The sequence below is a fragment of the Burkholderia sp. AU33803 genome (assembly GCF_002223095.1).
Classification (GTDB): Bacteria; Pseudomonadota; Gammaproteobacteria; order Burkholderiales; family Burkholderiaceae; genus Burkholderia.
In genome coordinates this window covers 2,184,642-2,210,017 of sequence record NZ_NKFJ01000006.1, presented here as the reverse complement: position 1 = coordinate 2,210,017, position 25,376 = coordinate 2,184,642, and the positions used below count along the sequence as shown (strand labels likewise).

Here is a 25,376-nt window from a genome sequence, read left to right as displayed (position 1 = left end):
CAAGGTCAGATCATCAGTCTTGAAGCAGGCTGCGTGGCAGCCGGGTGTCCTCGCTGGCGGGCGGTTGTTCCGATGCCGGGTCGGCCGGCGTGCGTTCGCCGCACGCGCGGCCCACGCGCTCATAGCGGCGAAAGCCGCTGTCGACGGCGAGCCGCTCGCTGAACAGGTTGCGCATGTCGAGCATCACGGGATCGGCCATGTGATCCGCGAGGTCGGCGAGATCGAGTGCCTCGAACGCTTTCCATTCGGTCATCACGACGACGGCGTCCGCGCTGCGCACCGCGTCGATCGCGGAGCCCTCCATGAAGACCTGCGGCAGCAGCCGCGACGCTTCATGCGGACGCGCCGGGTCGTACGCACGGATATGCGCGCCCGCGCCGACGAGCAGCTGGATCACGTCGATGCTCGGGCTTTCGCGCACGTCGTCGGTCTGGCCTTTGAAGGTGAGGCCGAGCACCGCGATGCGCTTGTCCTTGATCGAGCCGCCGCAGGCCTTCTCGATGCGGCGCAGGATCTGCTCCTTGCGCAGCGCATTCGATTCGATCGCCGCGCTGACGATGCGCAGCGGCACCGCATGTTCGGACGCCGTTGCCTTCAGCGCGCGCGTGTCCTTCGGGAAGCACGAGCCGCCCCAGCCGGGGCCGGCCTTCAGGAACGATGCGCCGATGCGGCGGTCGAGGCCCATTCCGTTCGCGACCAGTTCGACATCGGCGCCGACGGCTTCGCACAGGTCCGAGATCTCGTTGATGTAGCTGATCTTCACCGCGAGGAACGCGTTCGCCGCGTACTTCACCAGTTCGGCCGTTTCGATCTCGGTCGCGAGCACGAGATGGCCCATCGCCTCCAGCGGTGCATAGATGGCCTTCATGATCTCGATCGCGCGCGGATGCTCGGCGCCGAACACGACGCGGTCAGGGTGCATGAAATCGTCGATTGCCGAGCCTTCGCGCAGGAACTCCGGGTTCGATGCGATCGCCGCGTCGATGCCGTCCGGCGCGCAGCGTTCGATGATCTGCTTGACGATCCGGTTGGTGCCCACCGGCACCGTCGACTTCGTGACGACGACCGCGAAGCCGGTCAGGTTCGACGCGATCTCGCGCGCGGCCGCCTCGACGTATTGCAGGTCCGCCTGGTCGGTGCCCGGCAGCGTCGGCGTGCCGACCGCGATGAATACCGCGTCGCGATCGCGCACGCTCGTCGCGAGGTCGCTGCTGAAGCGCAGCGTGCCGCGTTCGACGTTGCGGGCGACGACGGCGTCGAGGCCCGGTTCGTAGATCGGCATGCGGCCTTCGTTCAGCGCGTCGATCTTGCCGCGATTGTTGTCGATGCAGACGACGTCATGCCCGAGATCCGCAAAGCACGCGCCGCTGACCAGCCCGACGTAGCCCGTGCCGACGATGGCGATCCGTACCTTCATGGTGATTCCCCCGCGTGGCGTTCAAGGAAACTTGCTCAATTGCCGGATTCGAATTGCAGTGCTTTCTGAAACCACGCCGCGGCATGTTCGACCATCGGTTCGATCGCGGTGAAACGCGGCCGCCAGCCGAGCACGAGCGCGGCTTTCGTGGCGTCGGCGTACAGTTCGGGCGGGTCGCCCGGGCGGCGCGCGGCCGTTACCGTCGGCACGCGGCGGCCCGTCACGGCTTCGACGGCGCGCAACGCCTCGAGCACCGACGTTCCCTTGCCGGTGCCGAGATTCAGGGCGACGCTATGGCCGCCGCCGCACAGATAGGCGGTCGCTTTCAGGTGCGCGTCGGCGAGGTCGCTCACATGCACGTAGTCGCGAATCGCCGAGCCGTCGGGGGTCGGGTAGTCGGTGCCCATCACCTGGAATGCACGGCCGGTGCCGAGTGCCGCGCGGATCGCGAGCGGCAGCGCGTGCGTTTCCGGTTCGTGGCATTCGCCGATCTCGCCGTCAGGGTCCGCACCGGCCGCGTTGAAGTAGCGCAGCGCGACCCACTTCAGCCCGTACGCGCGCTCGAAATCGGCGGCCATCCGTTCCATCGCGTACTTCGTGAAACCGTACGGATTGATCGGCTGCTGCGGCGTGCGCTCCGAGATCGGCAGCCCGTCCGGAATGCCGTACGTCGCGCACGACGACGACATCACGATCCGGCCGATGCCCGCCGCGTGCATCGCGCTCAGCAGCGTGCAGGTGCCGGTGACGTTGACCGTGTAATAGCGGTCGGGCGCGAGCACCGAATCGCCGACGTACGCGAGCGCCGCGAAATGGATCACGACGTCGGGCCGATGCACGGCGAACGCCTTCGACAGCGCGTCGCGGTCGAGAATGTCGGCCGCGACGAGCGGCCCCCAGCGCACCGCATCGCGATGGCCGGTCGACAGGTTGTCGTAGGCGACCGGTTCGTGTCCCGCTGCCGCGAGCGCCTTGCAGGTATGGCTGCCGATATAGCCCGCTCCGCCTGTCACGAGCACTTTCATGCCGGGGCCCCGGTCACGCGCAGCACCGGCTCGAGCCACAGTTCGCGGCTGAAATAGTCGACGGTCCGGCGCAGCCCTTCGTCGAGATCGATGGCCGGCCGCCAGCCGAGCTCGGCCGACGCGACCGAGATGTCGGGCTTGCGCTGGTGCGGATCGTCGATCGGCAGCGGCCGGAACACGATTTCCGATGTCGAGCCCGTCATCGCGAGCACTTTCTCCGCGAGCTCGATCATCGTGAATTCGCCGGGGTTGCCGATGTTGACCGGCGTGCCGACGTTGCGCTCGGCGTTCATCAGGCAGAAGAAGCCGTCGATCAGGTCGCTGGCGAAGCAGAACGAGCGCGTCTGCCGGCCGTCGCCGTAGATCTCGAGCGGCGCGCCGTTGAGCGCGCCGACGATGAAGTTCGACACGACGCGGCCGTCGCGCGGCGACATCCGCGGGCCGTAGGTGTTGAAGATGCGCGCGACGCGCACGTCGACGCCGTGCGTGCGGTAGTAGTCGTAGCACAGCGCTTCGGCCGCGCGCTTGCCCTCGTCGTAGCACGCGCGCGGGCCGATCGTGTTCACGTTGCCGCGATAGGTTTCCGTCTGCGGATGCACGTCCGGGTCGCCGTAGATCTCGCTGGTCGACGCCTGGAACACGCGGGCGCCCGTCTTGCGCGCGAGCATGAGGCAGTGGTTCATGCCGAGCACGTTGGTCATCATCGTATGGACGGGATCGATCTGGTAGGTGGGCGGCGATGCCGCGCACGCGAGATTCCAGATCTCGTCCACCTGCAGTTGCGGCAGGCCGAGCGAGACGTCGCCCTTCACGAATTCGAAGCGGCCGGACGCCTTCAGGTCGGCGACGTTGAGCTTGCGCCCCGTCAGCAGGCTGTCGATGCACGTGACGCACGCGCCTTCCATGACCAGGCGTTCGCATACGTAGCTGCCGAGAAAGCCGGCGCCGCCCGTCACCAGGACGCGCTGACCGGCGCGCGTCTCGAGCGCGACCCGGTCATTCATGGCTTTCACCTTCGTCGAGCAGATCGAGGAACCACACGTCGATTTGCTCGACGGCGGTGCGCACGCGTTCCATCCCGCCGCACGGGTAGCGCTTCGGCAAGCGCCGGCTCGCATGGGCCGAGGTCGACGAAGCGCCGCGACAGGCGCTCCGGTTTCGTTGGCTACCCCGTTGATGCCTGAACGACGCGCACGTCGATCGCCCGGTGGTGATCTTCATCGCCTTTTCCCCGATACGCTGATTGACGAGCCGGCCGCCGTCCGTGATCTTGTGCTTCGACGTGCCGCTCGGTGAGAGCCGGAAACAAGGCAATCGGCATGCCATGAACGATGCCGCCGCGATGCGCACGGGAGCGGCGGCGCAATTGCCGCGCGATATGCGCGCTTCTGTTTCATGCATGTATCGTGGGGACAGAAAAGCGGGCGATTCCATTGCCGGGTCGATGCGATTCGATACGACGCAACGCATGATGAATCAGGCTTTTTCTGAAATGGCGTCGTCGAACAGGTGTTGAGCTTGAATGTTTCATCGGTGAGAAATGCATCGCTAAACGATTCAAGGCGCTTCCCGAATGTGACGCGAATCGGACGATTCGGTGCGTGAAAGGCGGAGCGAATGAAGGTGAAAAAATGACGTGCGGCATGACGAGGCCCGAGTTTGCATTCATTTGAATGATTACGCCGCCACAAAAATTTTCTTTTTTACGGTCTATTTCGGCCCTCGAGCGGTGCGTGATCCTGTCGGTATTTTCACGGATGAATCAAATCCGTTTCGGTCATCGGGAGAAACGCATGTCGAAGGCGCGCCCGAGGCTGCCGTGTCGGGCTTTCGGTGCCCGGTGTCGGGCGAATCGATTCTCGTTTGTGATGGCACGGGAAGGGGCCGCACACGCCGCGCCCCACGGTTTGCCGGCGGAAATGCCCGCGCCGCCGGCCTTGCGCGGCAGCCCCGTTCTCAAGTTTGAAACACTCGTTCATCAGGCCGCCCGGTGCGGGCCTGCGGGCCGGATTCGTCCGTCTAATCCGGCGATTGCGTCGCGGTGCTCAACGATCGGAGCGGGTGTCAGACTGTTATTGCGATACATTCCTGAAACAAAAAATGTCGTTCCCGGCGCTGTGGGCCGCCATGGCGGCCGTGTGCCGCGCGCAAGCTGCGGTGGAATATCGCGTGGCACGCTGCTTGCGGTATTCGACGCACCGGCGGGCGGCTGAAACGATGTAACAAAGCGGTGGGGCGGCCAACTCGTCAATAAGCAGTCGGGGAAACGGCGATGAAGACCATAAGCAGTGGCTTGATCGGTGCGTACTTTACGCATCACTGGGGTAGTCGGAAAGGCCGGGGTGACGCTCGCGACGCTGTGCCAGCTTCGCGGGTTGCGCTGTCCCGGTTTCTTGCCCGCCGCGCGCGCCGCCTGCTGGCGCGGTTGTCGCGGTTGTCGCGCCGCACGGCAGTCGGGCGACAGCGGTACTCGCTCTCATTCAGTTCACCCGGATGGATCAGGCTGTTCGTGCCGGACAGCGTGATGCCGATTCGTCCCCGGCCATGCAGGGCCGCTCCGATCGCGCCTGGCCCATGCCGGCGCCGGCCGGATTAGACCGAACAGCCTGTCGGCCGGATTATCCGGAAGACGCTTCGTCGATAGCTCAGGGAGAACACAGGCCACCCGGCTGCAATGCAGGCTCTTGTCGCCCGCGTAAAAGGTGTATTTCAAGCGGCGCTGCGATTTGCGGTGGTTAATGTATTCGCGAATTTTCGATTCCGGAAACGGGATGTCGATTCATGACATGCCGTCCGGCGGGGTATCGAATATCGCCAGCCGGAAAGATGTGCGCATCGTTCCGGCATATCAAGCAAGGGAGTTTTCGGTGCAAGGCCAATGTTCATAAAAATAATAGAAAACACCTACCAAAAAAATTTGGATAACGAAAAATCTCGAAGCTAAGCTTCGTCTGGCAAAAACATAAAAACGTGATTTAAAAGGCAATGAGATTTTATTTATTAGATAGTGATCCTTAATTTTGAGGATTGCTCAAGTCGGGAAGATTGAAGGCGTGCGATCTTCCTGATTCACTCCGTCCACGCCGTTTTGGAGTCGACCATGAAGAAGCTTCTGATTGCAGCAGCAGTTCTGGCGGTTTCGGGTGCAGCGTTCGCAGGTAGCGGCACGGTGTCGAGCAGCAACTCGTCGAGCGGCGGTTCGACGGCGGCCGGGGTCGTCGGGTTCGGCGTTTTCGGCGCGACCGATTCCGGTGCAGCGCTCGGTGCAGCTGGCGCCACGGCCGGCCATGGCAGCAGCAGCTCGATCTCGTACACGGACCACACCAACACTTCGCAAGTGGGCGGCTTCGGCTTCGGCGGCGCACAGGCAGGTGGCACCAGCGGTGCGAATGCCGGTTCAATCGGCTGGACGTATCACCACTAAGCCGCGACGCGCAGCGTTCGTCATTGGCTGGCGGTACGGATGCCGGGTTTCGTCCGATGGGGGGCAGGCCCGGCTCCGCCACCGCTGAACTTCATCACAGCAAGGGATTGCTATGAAAGCCAACGTCATATTAGCGACAGCGCTCACCGTCTTATCGTCGGCTGCATTGGCAGCGGGTTCGTCCACGACCAACCAGACGCAATCCGTTGCGGCCGGTGTTTCAGGGTCGGTGCTGGTCGGTTCCGGTAGCTATACCAGCAATTCGACTTCGACGGCGGGCGCGAATGCAGGCAGTACCGTCACACCCGCTGGTTCCGCCGGCACGGCATCCGCTTTCCACAACTCGACTTCGACGGCCAGTGGTTCGGGCACGAACGGAGGCGCATTTGCGGCAGGCGGCGGTATCGGTGCCGCAGGCTCGTACGGTGGAAACAGCAGCACGAACGAGAACGCGAATGCGCTATCGGGAGGGGTAACCGCCACGATCGTACTCGGCGCGAACCACTACACGGCAACGGGCGGAAACGACCAGGGCAATGCCAACGCGGGGGCCGCTGGCCTGACGGGCAGTGGCGGTTCGGGCGCGATCGCGGGTTCGAATCACTACAACTCGTCGACCGTGTGGAGTACGGGTCCGGCCGGCTCGCCGTCCGCATCGGGTGGAAGCCAGGGCAGTTCAAGTGCGACCGGAAGCAGTCATTAGTCAGGTGTGGGGGGACCAGTTTCCCAGCGACGCTGGTCTCTTTTCCCCACATTGTTGTCACGTAAGGAGTTGGCATGAAGCAGAAACTGATTGCCGCCGCTCTGATGCTCGCGTCTCTGACGGCGTATGGCGCTGACCGTATTGCCGACGACGTGCAATCGAATTTGCAGACGTCAAACAAACCTGACCAGACAACCAAACCGTCAGAACAACAAACGCTTTCTTCGGGCAGTGCCATCGGCGGATCCGACGCCCAGCAGTGGCAGGGCATGTCGGCAGGCTCATGGTCCCAGCTGGGCAACGGCTGGAAACAGTTCGGGGAAGCAGGCAAAGCTGAAGGGAATCAGGGGAACTAGTACGGTTGCCTGGGTGGGAGGTCAAACCTCGTCCGGAGAGTGAAATGAACAGCAACAGGATCAAGGTGGCATGCGCTGCGATGTTCGCGATGACCACGATCGGCGCCCAGGCGCAAACCGCCGACTCGACTTCGAGCTCGCAGTCGTCGAGCGGCTCGACGGCCATCAGCCAGGGCGGCGGCTCGAGCATGAACACGAACACCACGAGCTCGCGCGGCGGCAATGCCACCAGCTCCAGCGGGGTCCGCGGCAGCGGCAATTCGAGCGTGAACGTGAACGTGACGATGCCGTCCGGCACGAGTGGCGGTTCGAACGTGACGCCGCAGAGCGTGAGTTCGCTGCAGTCGTCCGGCGCGCCCGGCACCAACCCGTACAACACCCAGACCTCGGAAAACGTCAATTACTCCGGGACGCAGACGATCAAGACGAACCCCTCGATCCAGGCGCCGGGCCTCACGACCACGCTGTCCGATACCTGCATGGGCTCGGTGAGCGTCGGTGTGTCGTTCCCGGGCTTCGGCGCGACGGGCGGCACGACGCTGGTCGACCAGGCCTGCGTGCGACGTCTCGATGCGCGTGAATTCCGTGCGATGGGCCTGACCGACGTGGCGCTCGCGCTGCTCTGCCAGAGCGACGCGAACCGGCGTGCGGTGGAAGCGACCGGGCACCTGTGCCCGGGCACGACCGCGCCGCTCGCCCGTTCGAACGTGGCGCCGAGCGTGGAAGCGACGGTCGCCGACGACGTGAAGTATCGCGATCCGATCGTGCGCGACCGCATGGGCTTGCCGCCGCTCGGCGCTGCCGCGCCGGCACCGGCTCAGCCCCGTCCGGTGGCGACGAATTTTGTGCAGGCAGCACCCGTGTCGGTGCCGGTACCGGTGCCCGTGCCGTCGATGGCGCCGGTTGCCGCGGCGCCGGCTGTTGCTGCGCCGGCTGTCGCAGCCGCCGCACCGGCAGTGGCAGCGCCTGCTGTTGCGGCCGCACCGGCCGTAGCCGCCCCCGCTGTAGCCGCCGCGGCACCGGCCGTAGCCGCCGCACCTGCGGTGGCTGCCGCACCTGCGGCGTCGATCGTCCCGGCTGCTGCGATTGCGGCCGTGCCGGCTGCCGCCGTGATCGCCGCACCGGCAGTCGCGGACAAGGCATCGCAAGCGCCTGTCACACCGGTCGCCGAAACGAAGGCCCCCGAGCCCGTGCAACCGGTCGCCGACAAGGCACCGGAACCGGCACCGGTGGTCGCCGACAAGGCGCCCGAACCCGCACCGGTGGTGGCCGACAAGGCGCCCGAACCCGTACCGGTGGTCGCCGACAAGGCACCGGAACCCGCACCGGCGGTTGCCGACAAGGCACCGGAACCCGCACCGGCAGTCGCCGACAAGGCGCCGGAACCCGCACCGGCGGTCGCCGACAAGACCCCCGAGCCCGTGCAGCCCGTCGCCGACAAGGCGCCGGAGCCGATGCCGGCCGCGACCGACAACGCAGCGCAGGCCGCTGCCGCGCCGGCTGCGGACCCGACGCCGGCGGCGGCCGTCGTTGCGGCGCCCGCGGCTGAAGCCGCGATGCCCGCGCCGGCAGCCGATGCGAAGGCCGCCGAGCCGGCGCCGGTCGCCGCGGAAGCGCCCGCACCGGAAGCCGCGCAGCCGGCCGTCGCCGCGACGCCTGCCGACATGCCGGCCGCCGACGCGAAGGCGCCGGAAGCAGCGGCTGCGCAGCCCGCCGACATGCCGGCGTTGTCCGATCCGGCGCAAGCATTGCCGCCGGCTTCGGTCGACCAGCAGGCCGCCCCGGCTGTACCGGTCGTGCCGGCTCCGGCCGTCATCTCGACGAGCACGTCGTCGTAAGCATGCGGGTCGGTTTCCCGTGTGACCGGAACACCGGCCGCACGGGAGACGTTCGGACTCGATGCCCGACGGTCGTTTCCTGTTTGACGGGTGTTGATCCCATCCCCGAGGTCAACACCTCTTTTTGCCTGACGAGGATGCAAGGAGGCCTCAATCATGAGGATCTTTTTGATCGCTCTGTTGTTGTACAGCGCACAAGCCGCGGCGCAGTCGGTATTTCAGAACCCGGCGGTCTTCGTGATCCTGGGCGAGCAGACCGCCGCGAACGCCGTGAGCGTTCAGCAGGCGCTGTCGACGCTCGGTCGCGCCGACAACACGGCATGCGCGCCGATGATGATGATCGGCGATCCGCAGATGATCTACATGATGCCGGAGGAAGGCCACGCCCCGTCGTGGCAATCGCCGGTGTACGGCCGTGGCGCACCGTTCGAAGCGCAGAAGGGGCCGACATCGACCGGCAAGACGATCGGCGCGATGCAGCATGCCGAGGACATGCAGACGCAGCCATGGAGCGACGGCAGCGCGATCACGCAGAAGATCGCCGGCGAGTCGAGCGTGACGGCGGCGGAGCGGGTGAGCGGGTGGCAGCGCAACGGGCTCGGCTCGATCGAGACGGCCCCTGCGACGGAGGTGACGGTGAACGGCAAGACCTACCGCGCCTATCGTGACGACCTCAACCGTGCCGCGAAGCCGGTCGTCGAGCCGCAGATCTACACGCAGCGCGTCGTGTTCTGCCGATAACGAAACGTCAATCCGAGGACGGCCCGGCGCTGCGCCGCGGGACCACGATGTCCCGCCCCGCGCGATCCGGCAACGGCCGTTTCGACCACCCATCCAAGCGACGAGGCCATCGTGAACTATTGCTGCCAGATCAGGGTGTCGGGCCCGCAGGATCTCGAACGCGAGGCAGGACCGGCGCCGTTCGTTGCCGTCCGGCGCAACCATGTCGTGCCGCCGCGGCCACTCGTCTACCTGTCGCAGCAGCACGATGCCGCGCTCGTCGACTGCCTCGCGTCACGCGGCTGGGACGTGTGGCGCGCGAAAACCGTTGCGGACGCACTGAATCTCGTCAGGGTGAATCGCCCCCATGCGGGCATCGTCGACTTCGGCAGCTTCGCGTCGCTCGACGTCATGTCGTTCGAAACGCTGCTGCGCGATCCGCGCGTCGGCTGGGTCGCACTCGCCGACCATGAGCGCCTGCGGGATCTCACCGTCGCGCGCCTGATTCGCCACTGCTGCTTCGACTACGTGCGCAATGCGAACGCCTATACGACGATCGGCTATCTGGTCGGTCATGCATACGGGATGCTGAAGCTCGCGGACGGCAGCCCGGACGCCGCTGCGGCGCCCCCCGGCGGCACGATGATCGGCGCATGCGACGCCATGCGACGGCTGTTCGCGACGATCCGCAAGGTCGCGAACACGGACGCCACCGTCTTCGTCGCCGGCGAATCCGGCACCGGCAAGGAGCTGACGGCGGCGGCGATCCACCAGCAGTCGCCGCGCGCCGACGCGCCCTTCGTCGCCGTGAACTGCGCGGCCATTCCGTCGACGCTGCTGCAAGCCGAACTGTTCGGCCACGAGCGCGGCGCGTTCACGGGCGCGCACCAGCGCAAGATCGGCCGGATCGAGGCCGCGCACGGCGGCACGCTGTTTCTCGACGAAATCGGCGACATGCCGTTCGAGAGCCAGGCGAGCCTGCTGCGCTTCCTGCAGGAAGGCACGATCGAGCGGCTCGGCGGGCACGCGTCGATTCCGGTGGACGTGCGGATCGTGTCGGCGACCCACGTCGATCTCGAGGCCGCGATGCAGGCGGGGCGGTTCCGTGCCGACCTGTACTACCGCCTGTGCGTGCTGCGCATCGACGAGCCGCCGCTGCGCGTGCGCGGCCGCGACATCATGCTGCTCGCCGACTACGTGCTGCGGCGCTATCGCGGCGACTGTTCGCACCGGATTCGCGGCTTCACGCCGTGCGCGGTCGAAGCGATCCACAACTATCCATGGCCCGGCAACGTGCGCGAGCTGATCAACCGGATCCGGTTCGCGGTCGTGATGACGAACGGCCCGCTGATCTCGGCCGCGGATCTCGAACTGCACCCGTACACGTCGCGGCGGCCGCCGACGCTCGCGGAAGCGCGCCGGCAGGCCGAGCGGCACGCGATCGAGGAAACGCTGATGCGCCACCGCCACCAGCATGCGGACGTGGCGGCCGAGCTGGGCATCTCGCGCGCGACGCTGTACCGGCTGATGACCGCGCACGGGCTGCACGCCTGACGCGCGGCGGCACACCGCCGCTCAAGACCGTGCGATGCCGGCCGTTAAGACAGTAAACGGCCCGTCCGGACCGCCGGTGCAGCCATGCTGCGCACGGCCGGCACGCGGCGCATCACGCTCATCCGAGGTTACCGTGGCAGAGTGCAGTCACTGCGGCAGGACGTTCCTGGCCGGCGGGCGGTCGATCGACGGCCGCCGCTATTGCCGTGCGGCGTGCGCGCAAGCGCATCCGATCGTCGTCGAGGCGGAACGGGTGCCCGACGCGAAAGTCTGGGAGTACGTGCACGACTGGCGTTACGGGCCGTGCCCGATCTGCGGTCGCGACGACCAGCCGGTGGATGTCCATGCGTCGCATCGCGTCGTGTCGCTGCTGTTCGTCACGCGCTGGGCGACGCGACGCCATGTGTGCTGCCGGCGTTGCGGCCGCAGGAAGCAGGCGGTCGCGCTGCTGGCCTCGGCCGCGTTCGGCTGGTGGGGGGTGCCGTGGGGCCTCGTGCTGACGCCGATCCAGCTCGTGCGCAACGCGCTCGGGCTGGCCGCGCGCGACCCGGCGGTCGCGACGCAGCAGTTCGAACAGCTCGTGCGGCGCAAGCTGGCGGCGCGCCGGCTGCGGCGCGCACGGCAGGGCGTCGGCGCCTGAGCGCGCGGCCCGGCGCGCGGCGCGCGATCAGGCGGCCGGCCGCTCGAAGCCCGATGCGACCCAGCGCTCGGCGCTGGCCTTGTTGAGCTTGAACCCGGCCGACACCTTCGCTTCGGCCAGCAGCTCGCCATACGGATCGAATGCCTTGAGCTGCGCGTACGGCTCGAATTCGTCCGGCACGATGTCGAGCGTCACCGACACATCCTGGTCGTCCTCGCCCTGAACCGTCACTTCCTTGTGCAGCATCGCGCGCCGCTGCTGCTCGTGCCGCATCAGCACCTCGGTCGCGGTCTTCACGAGCGTGCGGAACGCGTTCGCGTCCATCGGCTTCGGGTTCTTCTTGTCGCGGCCCATGGTCCACGGCCCGACGAGCGCGGGCTCGGACTCGCCGTCCTTGATCATCTCGACGGCCCAGCCGTCGTCGTCTTCGTTCTTGATGATGCGGGCCGTCCAGCCGTTGTCGCGCCAGAGGCCGTCTTCGTGGATGGAGGTGTCGTCGGGTTGCAGGTCGGATTCGGTCATGGGGAAAGCGGGGGTACGGGCAGCCGGCAAACGGGCGGCGGCGCGCGGCCGGCATCGGCGCGTCGCTCGCCGCCGGTGGCCCGGCGCGGGATGCAAAGGCGTCGATTTTACCTGCTGGCCGGTCGCTTGGCCCGGATCGGCCGCCACGCTGGCCATTCGGCGGATGTCAGCGGCGACCGGCCGCCTCGTGTCGGGCGTTCGAACCGGCTCAAATATCAAACTCGTATTACGTCCCGGACGACCGATCCCGATGCCGTCCGATATCCCGCCTGCGCGCAGCTTCATAGAATCGACATTCAGGCTAAAAATAGCCTGAATGTCCTTTCAACGCCAAATCGGCCGTGCGTGCCCCGTGTCCGGTGTCGCGCGGCCGATGAATCACCTGGAACTGCGCATGAGGAAATTCAATGTTCGCGTCGTTTTCGCGTACGACTGGCCGTTGACGCTGGCCGGCATCGAGCAGGTCGCGGGCAGCGGCTGTGCGATCGAGATCGTCGCGGTGTACCGGAGCGTGGCCGAACTGGTCGCGTCGCTCGGCGGCGTCGACTGCGATGTCGTGCTGGTCGACTATGCGATCCGGGCAGACGAGCAGATGGACGGCCTCGCGATGTTCGACTGGCTGCGGCGCACGCGTCCGAACGTCGGGATCGTCGCGCTGGTCGCGAACGAGAATCCGCTGATCTTCGGGTCGATCCTCGCGATCGGCGGTGTGAGCATCGTCAGCAAGTTCGACGAGGTCGGCCATATCGTCACGGCCATTCATTCGAGCTACAGCGGCGGACGTTACCTGTCGCCGCTCGTCAGGCGCGCGGTCGATGCATTCGGCGAGCGCGGCGAGGCGCCCGTGAAGCTGTCGGCGCGCGAGATCGAGGTCATTCGCCTGTATCTGTCGGGGGTGCCGATCAAGACGATCGCGCAGCGTCTGAGCAAGGGCAAGCAGACGGTCAGCGCGCAGAAGATCAGTGCGATGAAGAAGCTCGGTGTGAGCAACGACGTCGAGCTGATCCAGCGGGCGGCGGGGTTGGGGCTTGGCACTGGCCTGACCGCGTCACGGCCCGGCCGCGCCGCGTGAGCACGCGTGCGCCGGGCGGCCACCGTCAAACCGGCAACGCAAACCGCGTCACCGCATCCCGCAGCGCTTCGGCCTGATCGCGCAGCGAATGCGCGGCGGCCGCGGCTTGTTCGACGAGCGCCGCGTTCTGCTGCGTCACCTGGTCCATTTCGCCCACCGCGCGATTGACCTGCTCGATCCCGGCGCTCTGTTCGCGCGACGCATGGCTGATCTCGTCGAGGATCTCGTTCACGCGCCGCACCGACTGCACGATCTCGGCCATCGTCTCGCCCGCATGCGTGACGAGCGCCGCGCCTTGTTCGACGGTCTCGTTCGACGACACGATCAGCGACTTGATCTCCTTCGCCGCCGTCGCCGAGCGTTGCGCGAGCGAGCGCACCTCGGCCGCGACCACCGCGAAGCCGCGGCCCTGTTCGCCGGCGCGCGCCGCCTCAACCGCCGCGTTCAGCGCGAGGATGTTGGTCTGGAACGCGATCCCGTCGATCACGCCGATGATGTCGCCGATCTTGTGCGAGCGGTCGGTGATCTCGTTCATCGTGCGCACGACGTCGTCGACCACCGCGCTGCCGCGCGTCGCTACCTGCGCGGCCTGGTCGGCGAGCGACGCGGCGTGCGCGGCGCTGTCCGCGTTCTGCTTCACGTTAGCGGTCATCTGGTCCATGCTCGACGCGGTCTGGACGAGCGCGGCCGCCTGTTCCTCGGTGCGCTGCGACAGGTCCGTGTTGCCGGACGCGATCTCGCTCGCGCCGACGTTGATGTTCTCGGTGCCCATCCGCACGCGCGACACCATGTCGATCAGCCCGCCCTGCATCGTGTGCAGCGCATGCAGCAGGCTGCCGCGATCGTCCTGCTTCACGGTCACGCGCGCGGTCAGGTCGCCCTGCGCGATGCGCTGCGCGGCGTCGAGCGCGACTTCCAGCTCGCCGCCGAGGTTCGCGCGCACGCTCTTCAGCACCAGCACCATCACGGCGGTCGCGATCCCGCCGAGCACGGCCGTCATCGCGAGCCAGCGGCCGACGCTTTCGAGCACGGCCGAGCGGACGTCGTTCATGTACATGCCGGTCACGAGATACCAGTCCCACGGCGCGAAGCGCTGCACCGCGCTGGTTTTGTCCTGCGGCTTGTCGGCGCCCGGCTTCGGCCACAGATACTCGACGAAGCCCTTGCCGCCTTCCAGGTTGCCGGCCTTCACGATCTCGACGAACAGGTGCTTGCCGTTCGGATCGGTGAAATTCGACACATCCTTGCCGTTGAGCTCGGACTTGATCGGATGCATCACGATCACCGGCTTCGAGTCGTTGATCGAGATGTAGCCGTCGGCGCCGTGGCGCATCGCGGCGATCGCCTCGATCGCCTTCTGCTTCGCTTCGGCTTCCGGCAGCGCGTTCTGCTGCGACAGCTTGTAGAAATGGTCGGTCACGCTTGCGGCCTGCGCGACCAGCGACGCGAGCTGTTCGCGGCGGTCCGTGATCATCGATGCGCGCGTCTGCCATGCGCCGAGTCCGGCGATCACAAGCAGGCCAAGCCAGAGGATGACGATCATCGAGGCGAGTTTCTGATTCAGGGAAAGGTTGCGCATGGTGTGTGGTCGGTCAGTCGTGGATGCTCCCCGGAACGGCGTGACGGGGTAAGTGTCTTGACGGCGTCAGACGGGCGTCACCGTAGACGGGTTATCCCTAGGAACCGGTACCGAGGACGCATGCCTGTCATCCCGACAAGGGTATCTATGCATATGCATAACGGGTGTCGCTATACTCACGGGGCGATGGCGTGCGCGCCGCCCGTCCGGTTCGGCGGCGCGGCGGCAAATGAAACCGAAAGGAGGCAACGATGCGAATTCTGGTAGTAGGGGCCGGCGCGGTCGGCGGGTATTTCGGCGGCCGGCTGGCCGCGGCGGGGCGCGACGTGACGTTCCTGGTGCGCGACGGCCGCGCGGCCGCGCTGGCGCGCGACGGGCTGCTGATCCGCAGCCCGCGCGGCGACCTGACGCTCGCGAACGTGCAGACCGTGCGCGCGGGCGATGCGGGTGCCGGCGTCGCGCCGTTCGATCTCGTGCTGCTGAGTTGCAAGGCGTACAGCCTCGACGACGCGATTCAGTCGCTCGCGCCGTTCGTCGGCCCGCAGACGCTGATCCTGCCGATGCTCAACGGGATGCGTCATCTCGACGTGCTGCGCGACCGGTTCGGCGCCGCTCGGGTGCTCGGCGGGCTGTGCGTGATCGCGGCGACGCTCGATCGCGAGCAGCGCATCGTGCACCTCAACGACACGCACGGGGTCACCTTCGGCGAACTCGCGGGCGGCGAATCGCCGCGCGTGCGCGCGGTGGCCGACGTGCTCGGCGGCGCGGGGTTCGATGCGACGCTCAGCGACAACGTGGTTGCGCGGATGTGGGAAAAATGGGTGTTCCTCGCGACGCTCGCCGCGAGCACGTCGCTGTTCCGCGGCTCGGTGGGCGACATTCTCGCCGCGCCGGACGGCCGCCGCCTGCTCGAGACGATGCTCGGCGAATGCAGCGCGATTGCCGAGCACAATGGCCACCGGCCCGACCCGGCCGCCATCGAGCGGATGCAGCGGATGGTGCTGACGCCGTCGCCGCTGACCGCATCGATGCTGCGCGACGTCGAGAACCATGCGCGCGTCGAAGCCGATCACGTGATCGGTGATCTGCTCGCGCGTCGCGACCCGCAGGCGGCCGATGCATTGTCGCTGCTGCGGATCGCGTACAACCACCTGAAGGCATACGAAGTGCGGACGGCGCGCGAGCACGCGGCCGCATGAGCATCGGCGCGGGCGGCCGCGCGGCCGTTCCGCGCTGCACAAATTTGCCGTCCGGCGCCCTGTATGGCCGGAATGCGCAAAAAAGTATCGGAAATCAGGCGTAAAGTTGGTGGAGCCGCGCGCTCGATCGACCTACATTGCTTCCCATGCGACCGGTCGCGTCGCCGCGTGAAATGCGCGGTGACGCGCAAGCAGCCGAACAGGCCGGCCAGCGAGACATGGGAATGGAGACGCCAACATGATGCACCCCGATCTGGAAGTGGTCGACGTGCGACGCGACGAGTCGTTCAAGGTCTGGTCGCACGGCTATCCGTACCGCACGATCCGCTGGCACTTCCATCCCGAATTCGAACTGCACCTGATCGTCGCGACGCGCGGCAAGTATTTCGTCGGCGACCACATCGGTTCGTTCGGCCCCGGCCATCTCGTGCTGCTCGGCCCGAACCTGCCGCACAACTGGGTCAGCGACATGGCCGAAGGCGAAACCGTCGAGCGCCGCAATCTCGTGATCCAGTTCGACCCTGCGTTCGTGCGCCGTTGCATGGACGCGTTTCCCGAATGCCGCGACGCGCAGGCACTGCTCGACGATGCGCGGCGCGGCGTCGGTTTCGACGCGGCCACCAGCGCCGCGATCGCGCCGCTGTTCGACGAACTGCTGGGCGCGCGCGGCATGCGCCGCATCGCACTGTTCATGACGATCCTCGAACGGCTGTGCGGAGCGGCCGAACGCACGCTGCTCGCGAGCCCCGCGTACGACCAGGCCGACGTCACGCCTACGCGGCTCAGCCATGCGCTGTCGTACATCGGCAAGAACCTCGCGTCCGAGCTGCGCGAATCCGATCTCGCGCAACTGACCGGGCAGAGCATCAGCGCGTTCTCGCGTGCGTTCCACCGCCAGACGGGCATGCCGTTCGTGCAGTACGTGAATCGTCTGCGGATCGAGTCCGCGTGCCAGATGCTGCTCGCCGACGACGCGAGCATCACCGATATCTGTTTCCAGGCCGGCTTCAACAACGTGTCGAACTTCAACCGCCAGTTCCGCGCGGTGAAGGGAATGGCGCCGTCCGAATTCCGCGCGCTGCAGCGCCTGAACGCGCGCAGCCGCGAACTCGCGCTGCACGCGGCGCCCACCGGCAATCCGCTGCCGCCGCGTGTCGTCACACCCGGCATCCCGGCGCTCGCACCGCAGCCCGGATGATCGCGGGGCCTCGGCCCGCCTGAATTTTCCGCACCGTTTCACCCAGCGCAATCGCGTCGCCCACGTCGCGAGGGGCGCGTTCACCCACGAAAAAGCCGCACACATAACCGGAGACACCGTCATGACGCATGCATCGCCCGCTTCATCCCCCCGCCGCGCCGCCCGCATGGCGGTGATTGCCGCGCTCGCCGCCGCGGCCTGGCTGCCCGCCGTCGCCGTGCAGGCCGCGCCGTTGCGCATCGGCATGACGTTCCAGGAGCTGAACAACCCGTATTTCGTGACGATGCAGAAAGCGCTGAACGACGCGGCCGCGTCGATCGGCGCGCAGGTCGTCGTCACCGACGCGCATCACGACGTCAGCAAGCAGGTGAGCGACGTCGAGGACATGCTGCAGAAGAAGATCGACATCCTGCTCGTGAACCCGACCGATTCGACCGGCATCCAGTCGGCAATCACGCAGGCGAAGAAGGCCGGTGCGGTGGTGGTGGCCGTCGATGCGAACGCGAACGGCCCGGTCGATTCGTTCGTCGGCTCGAAGAACTACGACGCGGGCGTGATGTCGTGCGACTACCTCGCGAAGGCGATCGGCGGCAGCGGCGAGGTCGCCATTCTCGACGGCATCCCGGTCGTGCCGATTCTCGAACGCGTGCGCGGCTGCAAGGCCGGGCTCGCGAAATACCCGAACGTGAAGCTCGTCGATACGCAGAACGGCAAGCAGGAGCGCGCGACCGCGCTGTCGGTCACGGAAAACATGATCTCCGCGCATCCGAACCTGAAGGGCATCTTCAGCGTGAACGACGGCGGCGCGATGGGCTCGCTCGCCGCGATCGAGAGCTCGGGCAAGGACATCAAGCTGACGAGCGTCGACGGCGCGCCCGAGGCGATCGCCGCGATCCAGAAGCCGAATTCGAAGTTCATCGAGACGACCGCGCAGTTCCCGGCCGACCAGGTGCGCATCGCGCTCGGCATCGCGATCGCGCGCAAGTGGGGCGCGACGGTGCCGAAGGCGATTCCCGTCGACGTGAAGGTGGTCGATCGCGGCAACGCGAAGGGTTTCAGCTGGTGAACGACGTGCGATGCGACGCGAAGGACGGCGGCACGGCCGGCGCCCTTCGCACGGAGGCGCCAATGGACACGATACTCAGGCTCAGCCACATCACGAAAAGCTTTCCGGGCGTGCAGGCGCTGTCCGACATCGATCTGGAGATCGCGCGCGGCGAGATCCACGCGCTGCTCGGCGAGAACGGCGCGGGCAAGTCGACGCTGATGAAGATCCTGTGCGGCATTCATCAGCCGGATGCCGGCACGATCGAGATCGACGGCACCGCCCGCCATTTCGCGGACTATCACGATGCGGTCGCGGCGGGCGTCGGCATCGTGTTCCAGGAATTCAGCCTGATTCCGCACCTCGACGCCGTCGACAACCTGTTCCTCGGCCGCGAGCTGCGCAACCGGTGGGGCGCGCGCGACCGCAAGCGGATGCGGCACGCGGCGGCCGCGATCTTCGCGCGGCTCGGCGTCGCGATCGATCTCGATGCGCCGATCCGTGCGCTGTCGGTCGCGCAGCAACAGTTCGTCGAGATCGGCAAGGCGCTGTCGCTCGACGCGCGCATCCTGATCCTCGACGAACCGACCGCCACGCTCACGCCGGCCGAGGCCGAGCACCTGTTCGCGATCATGCGCGAGCTGAAGCGGCAGGGCGTCGCGATGATCTTCATCTCGCATCACCTCGACGAGATCTTCGCGGTGTGCGACCGCATCACGGTGCTGCGCGACGGCCAGTACGTGGCGACGACCGACGTCGCGCGCACGGACGTCGAGCAACTGGTACGGATGATGGTCGGCCGCCGGATCGAAAGCAGCTTTCCGCCGAAGCCGGCGCGCGCGGCCGATGCGCCGCGGGTGCTGGAGGTCAACGAACTGCAGATCGAGCGCGGCGGCCCGGTGAACCGCTTCACGCTGCATGCCGGCGAGATCCTCGGCTTCGCCGGGCTGGTCGGCTCGGGCCGCACGGAAACTGCGCTCGCGGTGATCGGCGCGACGCGTGCGCACCGCAAGGACGTGCGCGTGCGCGGCGCGGCGGCGAAGCTCGCCGATCCGGCCGACGCGCTGCGCGCGGGCATCGGCATCCTGCCGGAGAGCCGCAAGACGGAAGGGCTCGTCACGTCGTTCTCGATCCGCGACAACATCTCGCTGAACAACCTCGGCAAGTACCGGTCGATGCGCTGGCTGATCGACCGGCGCGGCGAGGCGCGCACGACGCTCGACGTGATGCGGCGCGTCGGCGTGAAGGCGCCGTCGATCCACACCGAGGTCGCGACGCTGTCCGGCGGCAACCAGCAGAAGGTCGTGATCGCGCGCTGGCTGAACCATCACACGTCGGTGCTGATCTTCGACGAGCCGACGCGCGGCATCGACGTCGGCGCGAAAGCCGAAATATACGGGCTGATGCGCGAACTTACCGCGCGCGGCTACGCCATCATCATGATCTCGTCCGAGCTGCCGGAAATCGTCGGCATGTGCGATCGCGTCGCCGTGTTCCGGCAGGGCCGCATCGAGGCGACGCTCGACGGCGACGAGATCGATCCCGACACGGTCATGACCTATGCCACGGCCGGCACGCGAGGAGCGACCCATGAACCTGCCTGATTCTTCTTCCACGCCTTCCACGACGCTCACGGCCACCGCCGGAAACGGCGACGCCCCGCCGCCACGCGCGAGGTGGGCGCAGCTGCGGCGCTCGACGCTGTTCTATCCGCTCGTCGGCCTGATCGTCGTGTGCATCGCGATGATGATCGCGAGCCCGAGCTTCCTGTCCGCCGCGAACCTGGAAAACGTGCTGCGCCAGGTGTCGATCAACGCGATCATCGCGGTCGGCATGACCTGTGTGATCCTGACCGGCGGGATCGACCTGTCGGTCGGTTCGGTGATGGCGCTGTCGGGCACGCTGGCGGCCGGGCTGATGGTCGCGGGCGTGAACGCGGTTGCCGCGCTCGCGATCGGCATCGCGGTCGGCTTTGGTTTCGGCTTCCTGAACGGCGTGTTCGTCGCGTTCGCGGGGATGCCGCCGATCATCGTCACGCTCGCGACGATGGGCATCGCGCGCGGCCTCGCATTGATCTACACGGGCGGCTATCCGATCGACGGCTTGCCCGACTGGGTCGCGTTCTTCGGCAGCGGCAAGGTGTTCGGCATCCAGGCACCCGTGCTGATCATGCTGGTGGTCTATGCGATCGCGTGGCTGCTGCTCGACCGGATGCCGTTCGGCCGCTACGTGTATGCGATCGGCGGCAACGAGCAGGCGACGCGGCTCACCGGCGTGCGGGTCGCGCGCGTGAAGCTGATCGTCTACACGCTGGCCGGGCTCACGTCGGCGCTCGCCGCGATCGTGCTGACCGGGCGCCTGATGAGCGGTCAGCCGAACGCGGGCGTGGGCTTCGAACTCGACGCGATCGCGGCCGTCGTGATGGGCGGCACGTCGATCTCCGGCGGGCGCGGTGCGATCCTCGGCACGCTGGTCGGTGCGCTGCTGCTCGGCGTGCTCAACAACGGGCTGAACATGATCGGCGTGAACCCGTATGTGCAGAACGTGATCAAGGGCGGAATCATCCTGCTCGCGATCTACATCAGCCGCGAACGGTCGCGGTAATGGTCAATTCATCAGTCATCCAGATCATCCACGAAAGAGACTATCCATGACGACACCCGAAGCCCCCCCGCGGATGACCGCGGTCGTCTGCCACGGCCCCGAGGACTATCGCGTCGAACAGGTCGCGAAGCCGCACCCCGGCGCGAACGAGCTCGTGATCCGCATCGCCGCATGCGGGATCTGCGCGAGCGACTGCAAGTGTTACACGGGCGCGAAGATGTTCTGGGGCGGCCCGAGCCCGTGGGTAAAGGCGCCCGTGATTCCCGGCCACGAATTCTTCGGCCATGTCGAAGCGCTCGGCGACGGCGCGGCCGGGCATTTCGGCGTGGCGGTGGGCGACCGCGTGATCGCCGAGCAGATCGTGCCGTGCGGCAAGTGCCGCTATTGCAAGTCGGGCCAGTACTGGATGTGCGAAGTGCACAACATCTTCGGTTTCCAGCGCGAAGTGGCCGACGGCGGGATGGCCGAATACATGCGCATTCCGCCGACCGCGATCGTCCACAAGATCCCGCTCGGCGTGTCGCTCGAGGATGCCGCGATCATCGAGCCGCTGTCGTGCGCGATCCATACGGTGAACCGCGGCGATGTCCAGCTCGACGACGTGGTCGTGATCGCCGGTGCGGGCCCGCTCGGGCTGATGATGACGCAGGTCGCGCACCTGAAGACGCCGAAGAAGCTCGTCGTGATCGACCTGATCGACGAGCGGCTCGAACTCGCGCGCGAGTATGGTGCGGACGTGACGATCAACCCGACGCGCGACGACGCGCGCGAGATCGTCCGGTCGCTCACCGACGGCTACGGTTGCGACGTCTACATCGAGACGACCGGCGCGCCGGTTGGCGTGAGCCAGGGGCTCGACCTGATCCGCAAGCTCGGCCGCTTCGTCGAATTCAGCGTGTTCGGCGAGGATGCGACCGTCGACTGGTCGATCATCGGCGATCGCAAGGAGCTCGACGTACGCGGCGCGCACCTGGGGCCATACTGCTACCCGATCGCGATCGACCTGCTCGCGCGCGGGCTCGTCACGTCGAAAGGCATCGTCACGCACGATTTCGCGCTCGAGGACTGGGACGACGCGATCCGCGTCGCGAAATCGCCCGAATCGATCAAGGTGCTGCTGAAGCCGGCCCGCTGACGGCCGGCGTGCGCCTCACCGGAGACATCATGGAATACGTCATAGGCGTCGACATCGGCACGCAGAGCACCAAGGCGCTGCTCGTCGACCGGCACGGCACGATCGTCGCGCGGCGCTCGGCCGGCTACCAGCCCGATACGCCGCGCCCGCTGTGGGCCGAGCAATGGCCGCAGGTGTGGTTCGACGCGGTGCTCGCGTGCATCGCCGGCTGCGTGAGCGATGCGCGCGCGCAGGGCGTGCCGGCCGATGCGATCCGCGCGGTGTGCGTGGGCAGCCTGTACGGCGGCTCGGGCATTCCGGTCGACATCGACATGCGGCCGCTCCATCCGTGCCTGATCTGGATGGACCGGCGCGCGACCGCGGAAGTCGACTGGGTCGACGCGAACGTGAACGTCGAGCGTCTGCGCGTGATCACGGGCAACGGCGTCGACAGCTACTACGGCTTCACGAAGATGCTGTGGCTGCGCGACCAGCGGCCGGACGTGTGGGCGAACGTGCGCTATTTCCTGCCGCCGAACGCGTACGTGATCTACCTGCTGACCGGCGAGGTCGCGGTCGATCACAGTTCGGCCGGCAATATCGGCGGCGTGTACGACGTTGCGCGCCGCGAGTGGTCCGACGACGCGCTCGACATGCTCGGCATTCCGGCGACGATGATGCCCGAGCGGCTCGTCGAATCGACGGACATCGTCGGCGGGCTGTTGTCGCAATGGACGGAGCCGCTCGGGCTGCCGGCCGGCACGCCGGTCGTCGCCGGCGGCGTCGATGCGGCCGTCGCGACCTTCGCGGCCGGCGCGACGCGCACGGGGCAGCATGTCGCGATGATCGGCACCAGCATGTGCTGGGGTTACGTGAGCCCGCACGTCGATGCGCGTCACGGGCTCGTCAGCATGCCGCACGTGTTCAACGGGCAGCGCGACCTGTACGTGTTCGGCGGCGCGATCACGGCCGGCGCGTCGGTCGCCTGGTTTCGCGACCAGTTCTGCCACGCGGAAATCGAAGCGGCACGCCTGCTGCCGCACGGCGATCCGCACGTGCTGCTCGAGGAAGCGGCCGAACGCGTGCCGCCGGGCGCCGACGGCGTGCTGTTCCTGCCGTACCTGATGGGCGAGCGCAGCCCCGTATGGGACGCGAAGGCGAGCGGCGCGTTCGTCGGGCTGAGTCTCGCGCATACACGGGCGCACCTGTATCGCGCGGTGCTCGAAGGTGTCGCGTTTGCGTTGCGGCACAACATCGAGGCCGGCCGACGCGGCGCGGTGGCGCTGGATGGCAGGCTGATCGTCGTGGGCGGTGCCGCGCATTCGGCGCTGTGGATGCAGATCATCGCGGACGTGACGGGCTTTCCGGTGTGGACGATCGAGCAGGATGTCGAAGCCGCGATGGGGGCCGCCTTGCTCGCGGGCGTCGGGGCAGGGCTCGTATCACACGACGACGCGCAAGGCGGCTGGGTCACGCTCGTCGAGCGCGCACGGCCGGATGCCGAACGCGCGAAAGCGTACGCGGCGCGCTTTGCGCTTTATACGGCGCTGTATCCGGCGCTCAAACCGATCATGCACGGGTTGCACACGCCATCATGAAGACACGATTCGATTTCGGCGGTTCGCGGGTGCTCGTCACGGGGGCATCGAGCGGGATCGGGCGCGCATGCGCGGTCGCGCTGGCGCGGGCGGGCGCGCAGGTCGTCGCGGCCGGGCGCGACCTGGCCGCGCTCGATGCGCTGGCCGGGGAGGCCGCGTGCGAGACGATGCGGCTCGACGTCGGTGGCGACGAGCATGCGATCGATACGGCGCTCGCCGCGCATGAGGCATTCGACGGCCTCGTGAATTGCGCGGGGATTGCATCGCTCGAGTCGGCGCTCGACGTGAGCGCCGCGCACTTCGATCGCGTGATGGCCGTCAATGCGCGCGGCGCGGCGCTCGTTGCCCGGGCCGTCGCACGGAAGATGATCGCGCGCGACGCGCGTGGCGTCGCGCAGGCGCGGGGCAGCATCGTCAACGTATCGAGCCAGGCCGCGCTCGTCGGGTTGCCCGCGCATCTGAGTTACTGCGCGTCGAAGGCGGCGATGGACGCGATCACGCGCGTGCTGTGCATCGAACTCGGGCCGCACGGCATTCGTGTGAACAGCGTGAACCCGACCGTCACGCTCACGCCGATGGCGCAGTTCGCGTGGAGCGAACCGGAAAAGCGGGCGCCGATGCTGGCCGCGATTCCGCTCGGGCGATTCGCGGAGCCGGGCGAGGTCGTCGAACCGATCCTGTTCCTGCTCAGCGATGCGGCGTCGATGGTCAGCGGTGTGTCGCTGCCGATCGACGGCGGGTATACGGCGCGCTAGGCAACGTCATGCGGCGATGGCGCATGACGACGGGAACCGCGCGGCGAATGGGTGGAACGGTCGCCTTGCGGCTAGACCGGATCCTTGCTCGGCGGTCCGTCGGGTTGCTGCGGGTTGTCGTGATGGCCGGGCGGCGACGACAGCGGATCGTCCTCCGGGTCGCGGTTCGGGTCGGCCGGTGGCTCGGGCGTCGGGGTCGTGTGATCGGTCATGGTGAACTCGCGCAGTGCGTGACGGCGGTGGCGCGGCAGGGGCGCCTCGTCTCCGTTATAGCCAATCGGGTGCGCGTTTGCAGCGGGATTGTGGCGGCGGGTGGTGTGTCGTCGGTGCAAGCCGCGGATGGACGGGTTTCAGCAGGAGCCCGCTGGGCGCGGCGCTGGCGCTGCTTTGCACCGCGCGCGTGGTGCGATCCCGGTCAGCGCAAATCCGCCGGTGTATCGACGTCGCGCACGATGCCGGGATCGTCGACGTCGAGCAGCCTGACCGCCGCGCTGGCGAACAGCGCGCGGGCGCCCGTGTCGCCGTCGAGCGCGGCGAGCGCATCGAAATGGTGCGCGGCGAACCCGACCGGATGGCCGCGCACGCCGTGGTGCGCGGGTGCGACGATCGACGCGTCGTCGGCGTCGAGCGCGCGCGTGACGGTTTCGTAGGTGGACGCCGCGATCCACGGCATGTCGCCGAGCGCGACGAGCCAGCCGTTCGCGTCGGGCGTCGCGCGCACGCCGGCCGCGAGGCTCGCGCCCATGCCGCGCACGGCGTCGGGCGCATAGACGACGTGGCAGCCGGCTTCGTTCAGCAGCATCGCGAGTTTTTCGGCACCGGGACGCACGACGGCGATCACGTCGGCCGTGGCCGCCGCGAGATGGCGGGCGGCCGCGACCGCCACCGGCGTGCCGTCGGGAAGCAGCGCGAGCAGCTTGCTGTGCAGGCCGCTCGGGTCGAAGCGCTGACCGAGGCCGCCCGCGAGGAGGACGCCGGTGGCGAGTGACGCATAGGACATCGGCGCGGGGGAG

General features: G+C 67.4%; 24 protein-coding genes. 16 read left to right on the top strand and 8 right to left on the bottom strand.

Features of this window, described 5'->3' with window-relative positions:
* Positions 1 to 13 precede the first annotated feature (13 nt).
* The 4 genes from CFB41_RS27220 to CFB41_RS27205 are packed head-to-tail and all read right to left on the bottom strand — an operon-like array spanning position 14 to position 3,876.
* The gene (locus tag CFB41_RS27220) at positions 14 to 1,417 is read right to left on the bottom strand and encodes a UDP-glucose/GDP-mannose dehydrogenase family protein (RefSeq protein WP_089458599.1); all 1,404 of its coding nucleotides are present in this window, start codon (positions 1,415 to 1,417) and stop codon (positions 14 to 16) included.
* Between the two features lie 35 nt (positions 1,418 to 1,452).
* Positions 1,453 to 2,442: a UDP-glucose 4-epimerase GalE gene (gene galE, locus CFB41_RS27215; RefSeq protein WP_089458598.1), complete on the bottom strand. Its 990-nt coding sequence runs from the start codon at positions 2,440 to 2,442 to the stop codon at positions 1,453 to 1,455.
* Complete coding sequence (locus tag CFB41_RS27210) at positions 2,439 to 3,446, bottom strand: UDP-glucuronic acid decarboxylase family protein (protein ID WP_089441979.1); 1,008 nt, start codon at positions 3,444 to 3,446, stop codon at positions 2,439 to 2,441. Before CFB41_RS27210 ends, galE begins: the two co-directional genes overlap by 4 nt.
* Positions 3,439 to 3,876: a hypothetical protein gene (locus tag CFB41_RS27205; protein ID WP_242808612.1), complete on the bottom strand. Its 438-nt coding sequence runs from the start codon at positions 3,874 to 3,876 to the stop codon at positions 3,439 to 3,441. The genes CFB41_RS27210 and CFB41_RS27205 overlap by 8 nt, the downstream gene beginning before the upstream one ends.
* A 1,666-nt stretch (positions 3,877 to 5,542) precedes the next feature.
* Between CFB41_RS27205 and CFB41_RS27190 the strand changes: the two genes are divergently transcribed.
* The 7 genes from CFB41_RS27190 (at position 5,543) to CFB41_RS27160 (ending at position 11,677) form a co-directional block, all read left to right on the top strand.
* Positions 5,543 to 5,866, top strand: coding sequence for a hypothetical protein (locus CFB41_RS27190; RefSeq protein WP_089458596.1), 324 nt, complete (start codon positions 5,543 to 5,545; stop codon positions 5,864 to 5,866).
* Positions 5,867 to 5,978: 112 nt separating this feature from the next.
* The gene (locus CFB41_RS27185; protein WP_089441982.1) at positions 5,979 to 6,569 is read left to right on the top strand and encodes a hypothetical protein; all 591 of its coding nucleotides are present in this window, start codon (positions 5,979 to 5,981) and stop codon (positions 6,567 to 6,569) included.
* Positions 6,570 to 6,643: 74 nt separating this feature from the next.
* Positions 6,644 to 6,925 (top strand): hypothetical protein, encoded by a 282-nt coding sequence (locus CFB41_RS27180; RefSeq protein WP_089441983.1) that lies wholly within the window; start codon positions 6,644 to 6,646, stop codon positions 6,923 to 6,925.
* Between the two features lie 44 nt (positions 6,926 to 6,969).
* The gene (locus CFB41_RS27175) at positions 6,970 to 8,763 is read left to right on the top strand and encodes a chemotaxis protein CheA (protein WP_089458595.1); all 1,794 of its coding nucleotides are present in this window, start codon (positions 6,970 to 6,972) and stop codon (positions 8,761 to 8,763) included.
* A gap of 156 nt (positions 8,764 to 8,919) precedes the next feature.
* Positions 8,920 to 9,504, top strand: a complete 585-nt coding sequence (locus tag CFB41_RS27170) for a hypothetical protein (protein WP_089458594.1) — start codon at positions 8,920 to 8,922, stop codon at positions 9,502 to 9,504.
* 111 nt (positions 9,505 to 9,615) lie between these two features.
* On the top strand, positions 9,616 to 11,037 hold the full coding sequence (locus CFB41_RS27165) for a sigma-54 dependent transcriptional regulator (protein ID WP_089458593.1): 1,422 nt from the start codon (positions 9,616 to 9,618) through the stop codon (positions 11,035 to 11,037).
* A 133-nt stretch (positions 11,038 to 11,170) separates the two neighbouring features.
* Positions 11,171 to 11,677, top strand: coding sequence for a hypothetical protein (locus tag CFB41_RS27160; protein WP_089458592.1), 507 nt, complete (start codon positions 11,171 to 11,173; stop codon positions 11,675 to 11,677).
* 27 nt (positions 11,678 to 11,704) lie between these two features.
* Here CFB41_RS27160 and CFB41_RS27155 read toward each other — a convergent pair whose 3' ends face one another.
* Positions 11,705 to 12,199 (bottom strand): hypothetical protein, encoded by a 495-nt coding sequence (locus tag CFB41_RS27155; protein ID WP_069252109.1) that lies wholly within the window; start codon positions 12,197 to 12,199, stop codon positions 11,705 to 11,707.
* 394 nt (positions 12,200 to 12,593) lie between these two features.
* Between CFB41_RS27155 and CFB41_RS27145 the strand changes: the two genes are divergently transcribed.
* Positions 12,594 to 13,271 (top strand): response regulator transcription factor, encoded by a 678-nt coding sequence (locus tag CFB41_RS27145; RefSeq protein ID WP_089459004.1) that lies wholly within the window; start codon positions 12,594 to 12,596, stop codon positions 13,269 to 13,271.
* Positions 13,272 to 13,296: 25 nt separating this feature from the next.
* On the opposite strand, the gene CFB41_RS27140 is transcribed toward CFB41_RS27145, so the two are convergent.
* Entirely contained in the window at positions 13,297 to 14,850 is a 1,554-nt protein-coding gene (locus CFB41_RS27140) for a methyl-accepting chemotaxis protein (protein WP_089458591.1), read from the bottom strand.
* Between the two features lie 251 nt (positions 14,851 to 15,101).
* Between CFB41_RS27140 and panE the strand changes: the two genes are divergently transcribed.
* The 8 genes from panE (at position 15,102) to CFB41_RS27100 (ending at position 24,363) form a co-directional block, all read left to right on the top strand.
* Entirely contained in the window at positions 15,102 to 16,049 is a 948-nt protein-coding gene (panE, locus tag CFB41_RS27135; RefSeq protein ID WP_089458590.1) for a 2-dehydropantoate 2-reductase, read from the top strand.
* Between the two features lie 238 nt (positions 16,050 to 16,287).
* Positions 16,288 to 17,247 carry an AraC family transcriptional regulator gene (locus CFB41_RS27130; protein WP_089458589.1) on the top strand — a complete coding sequence of 320 codons (960 nt, stop codon included), beginning with the start codon at positions 16,288 to 16,290 and terminating at the stop codon, positions 17,245 to 17,247.
* Between the two features lie 121 nt (positions 17,248 to 17,368).
* Complete coding sequence (locus CFB41_RS27125; RefSeq protein ID WP_089458588.1) at positions 17,369 to 18,313, top strand: substrate-binding domain-containing protein; 945 nt, start codon at positions 17,369 to 17,371, stop codon at positions 18,311 to 18,313.
* A gap of 62 nt (positions 18,314 to 18,375) precedes the next feature.
* Positions 18,376 to 19,896, top strand: coding sequence for a sugar ABC transporter ATP-binding protein (locus tag CFB41_RS27120; RefSeq protein ID WP_089459003.1), 1,521 nt, complete (start codon positions 18,376 to 18,378; stop codon positions 19,894 to 19,896).
* A complete protein-coding gene (locus CFB41_RS27115) occupies positions 19,883 to 20,896 on the top strand; it encodes an ABC transporter permease (RefSeq protein ID WP_089458587.1) in 1,014 nt (337 codons plus the stop codon). Before CFB41_RS27120 ends, CFB41_RS27115 begins: the two co-directional genes overlap by 14 nt.
* A 46-nt stretch (positions 20,897 to 20,942) precedes the next feature.
* Positions 20,943 to 22,031 carry an alcohol dehydrogenase catalytic domain-containing protein gene (locus CFB41_RS27110; RefSeq protein WP_089458586.1) on the top strand — a complete coding sequence of 363 codons (1,089 nt, stop codon included), beginning with the start codon at positions 20,943 to 20,945 and terminating at the stop codon, positions 22,029 to 22,031.
* 29 nt (positions 22,032 to 22,060) lie between these two features.
* Positions 22,061 to 23,608: an FGGY-family carbohydrate kinase gene (locus CFB41_RS27105; RefSeq protein WP_089458585.1), complete on the top strand. Its 1,548-nt coding sequence runs from the start codon at positions 22,061 to 22,063 to the stop codon at positions 23,606 to 23,608.
* The gene (locus tag CFB41_RS27100) at positions 23,605 to 24,363 is read left to right on the top strand and encodes an SDR family oxidoreductase (protein ID WP_089441999.1); all 759 of its coding nucleotides are present in this window, start codon (positions 23,605 to 23,607) and stop codon (positions 24,361 to 24,363) included. The genes CFB41_RS27105 and CFB41_RS27100 overlap by 4 nt, the downstream gene beginning before the upstream one ends.
* Positions 24,364 to 24,434: 71 nt before the next feature.
* On the opposite strand, the gene CFB41_RS38305 is transcribed toward CFB41_RS27100, so the two are convergent.
* Entirely contained in the window at positions 24,435 to 24,575 is a 141-nt protein-coding gene (locus CFB41_RS38305) for a hypothetical protein (RefSeq protein ID WP_021158153.1), read from the bottom strand.
* A 203-nt stretch (positions 24,576 to 24,778) separates the two neighbouring features.
* On the bottom strand, positions 24,779 to 25,363 hold the full coding sequence (locus CFB41_RS27095) for an NTP transferase domain-containing protein (protein WP_089458584.1): 585 nt from the start codon (positions 25,361 to 25,363) through the stop codon (positions 24,779 to 24,781).
* Positions 25,364 to 25,376: the final 13 nt, after the last annotated feature.

Excerpts from the sequence above, each read along its gene's own strand:
- CFB41_RS27140 (WP_089458591.1), bottom strand. The coding sequence starts at position 14,850 with ATGCGCAACCTTTCCCTGAATCAGAAACTCGCCTCGATGATCGTCATC.
- CFB41_RS38305 (WP_021158153.1), bottom strand. The coding sequence starts at position 24,575 with ATGACCGATCACACGACCCCGACGCCCGAGCCACCGGCCGACCCGAAC.
- CFB41_RS27175 (WP_089458595.1), top strand. The coding sequence starts at position 6,970 with ATGAACAGCAACAGGATCAAGGTGGCATGCGCTGCGATGTTCGCGATG.
- CFB41_RS27125 (WP_089458588.1), top strand. The coding sequence starts at position 17,369 with ATGACGCATGCATCGCCCGCTTCATCCCCCCGCCGCGCCGCCCGCATG.
- CFB41_RS27185 (WP_089441982.1), top strand. The coding sequence starts at position 5,979 with ATGAAAGCCAACGTCATATTAGCGACAGCGCTCACCGTCTTATCGTCG.
- CFB41_RS27095 (WP_089458584.1), bottom strand. The coding sequence starts at position 25,363 with ATGTCCTATGCGTCACTCGCCACCGGCGTCCTCCTCGCGGGCGGCCTC.
- CFB41_RS27205 (WP_242808612.1), bottom strand. The coding sequence starts at position 3,876 with ATGGAATCGCCCGCTTTTCTGTCCCCACGATACATGCATGAAACAGAA.
- CFB41_RS27120 (WP_089459003.1), top strand. The coding sequence starts at position 18,376 with ATGGACACGATACTCAGGCTCAGCCACATCACGAAAAGCTTTCCGGGC.
- CFB41_RS27155 (WP_069252109.1), bottom strand. The coding sequence starts at position 12,199 with ATGACCGAATCCGACCTGCAACCCGACGACACCTCCATCCACGAAGAC.
- CFB41_RS27170 (WP_089458594.1), top strand. The coding sequence starts at position 8,920 with ATGAGGATCTTTTTGATCGCTCTGTTGTTGTACAGCGCACAAGCCGCG.
- CFB41_RS27190 (WP_089458596.1), top strand. The coding sequence starts at position 5,543 with ATGAAGAAGCTTCTGATTGCAGCAGCAGTTCTGGCGGTTTCGGGTGCA.
- CFB41_RS27100 (WP_089441999.1), top strand. The coding sequence starts at position 23,605 with ATGAAGACACGATTCGATTTCGGCGGTTCGCGGGTGCTCGTCACGGGG.
- CFB41_RS27130 (WP_089458589.1), top strand. The coding sequence starts at position 16,288 with ATGATGCACCCCGATCTGGAAGTGGTCGACGTGCGACGCGACGAGTCG.
- CFB41_RS27145 (WP_089459004.1), top strand. The coding sequence starts at position 12,594 with ATGAGGAAATTCAATGTTCGCGTCGTTTTCGCGTACGACTGGCCGTTG.
- CFB41_RS27115 (WP_089458587.1), top strand. The coding sequence starts at position 19,883 with ATGAACCTGCCTGATTCTTCTTCCACGCCTTCCACGACGCTCACGGCC.
- CFB41_RS27220 (WP_089458599.1), bottom strand. The coding sequence starts at position 1,417 with ATGAAGGTACGGATCGCCATCGTCGGCACGGGCTACGTCGGGCTGGTC.
- panE (WP_089458590.1), top strand. The coding sequence starts at position 15,102 with ATGCGAATTCTGGTAGTAGGGGCCGGCGCGGTCGGCGGGTATTTCGGC.
- CFB41_RS27180 (WP_089441983.1), top strand. The coding sequence starts at position 6,644 with ATGAAGCAGAAACTGATTGCCGCCGCTCTGATGCTCGCGTCTCTGACG.
- CFB41_RS27210 (WP_089441979.1), bottom strand. The coding sequence starts at position 3,446 with ATGAATGACCGGGTCGCGCTCGAGACGCGCGCCGGTCAGCGCGTCCTG.
- galE (WP_089458598.1), bottom strand. The coding sequence starts at position 2,442 with ATGAAAGTGCTCGTGACAGGCGGAGCGGGCTATATCGGCAGCCATACC.
- CFB41_RS27105 (WP_089458585.1), top strand. The coding sequence starts at position 22,061 with ATGGAATACGTCATAGGCGTCGACATCGGCACGCAGAGCACCAAGGCG.
- CFB41_RS27110 (WP_089458586.1), top strand. The coding sequence starts at position 20,943 with ATGACGACACCCGAAGCCCCCCCGCGGATGACCGCGGTCGTCTGCCAC.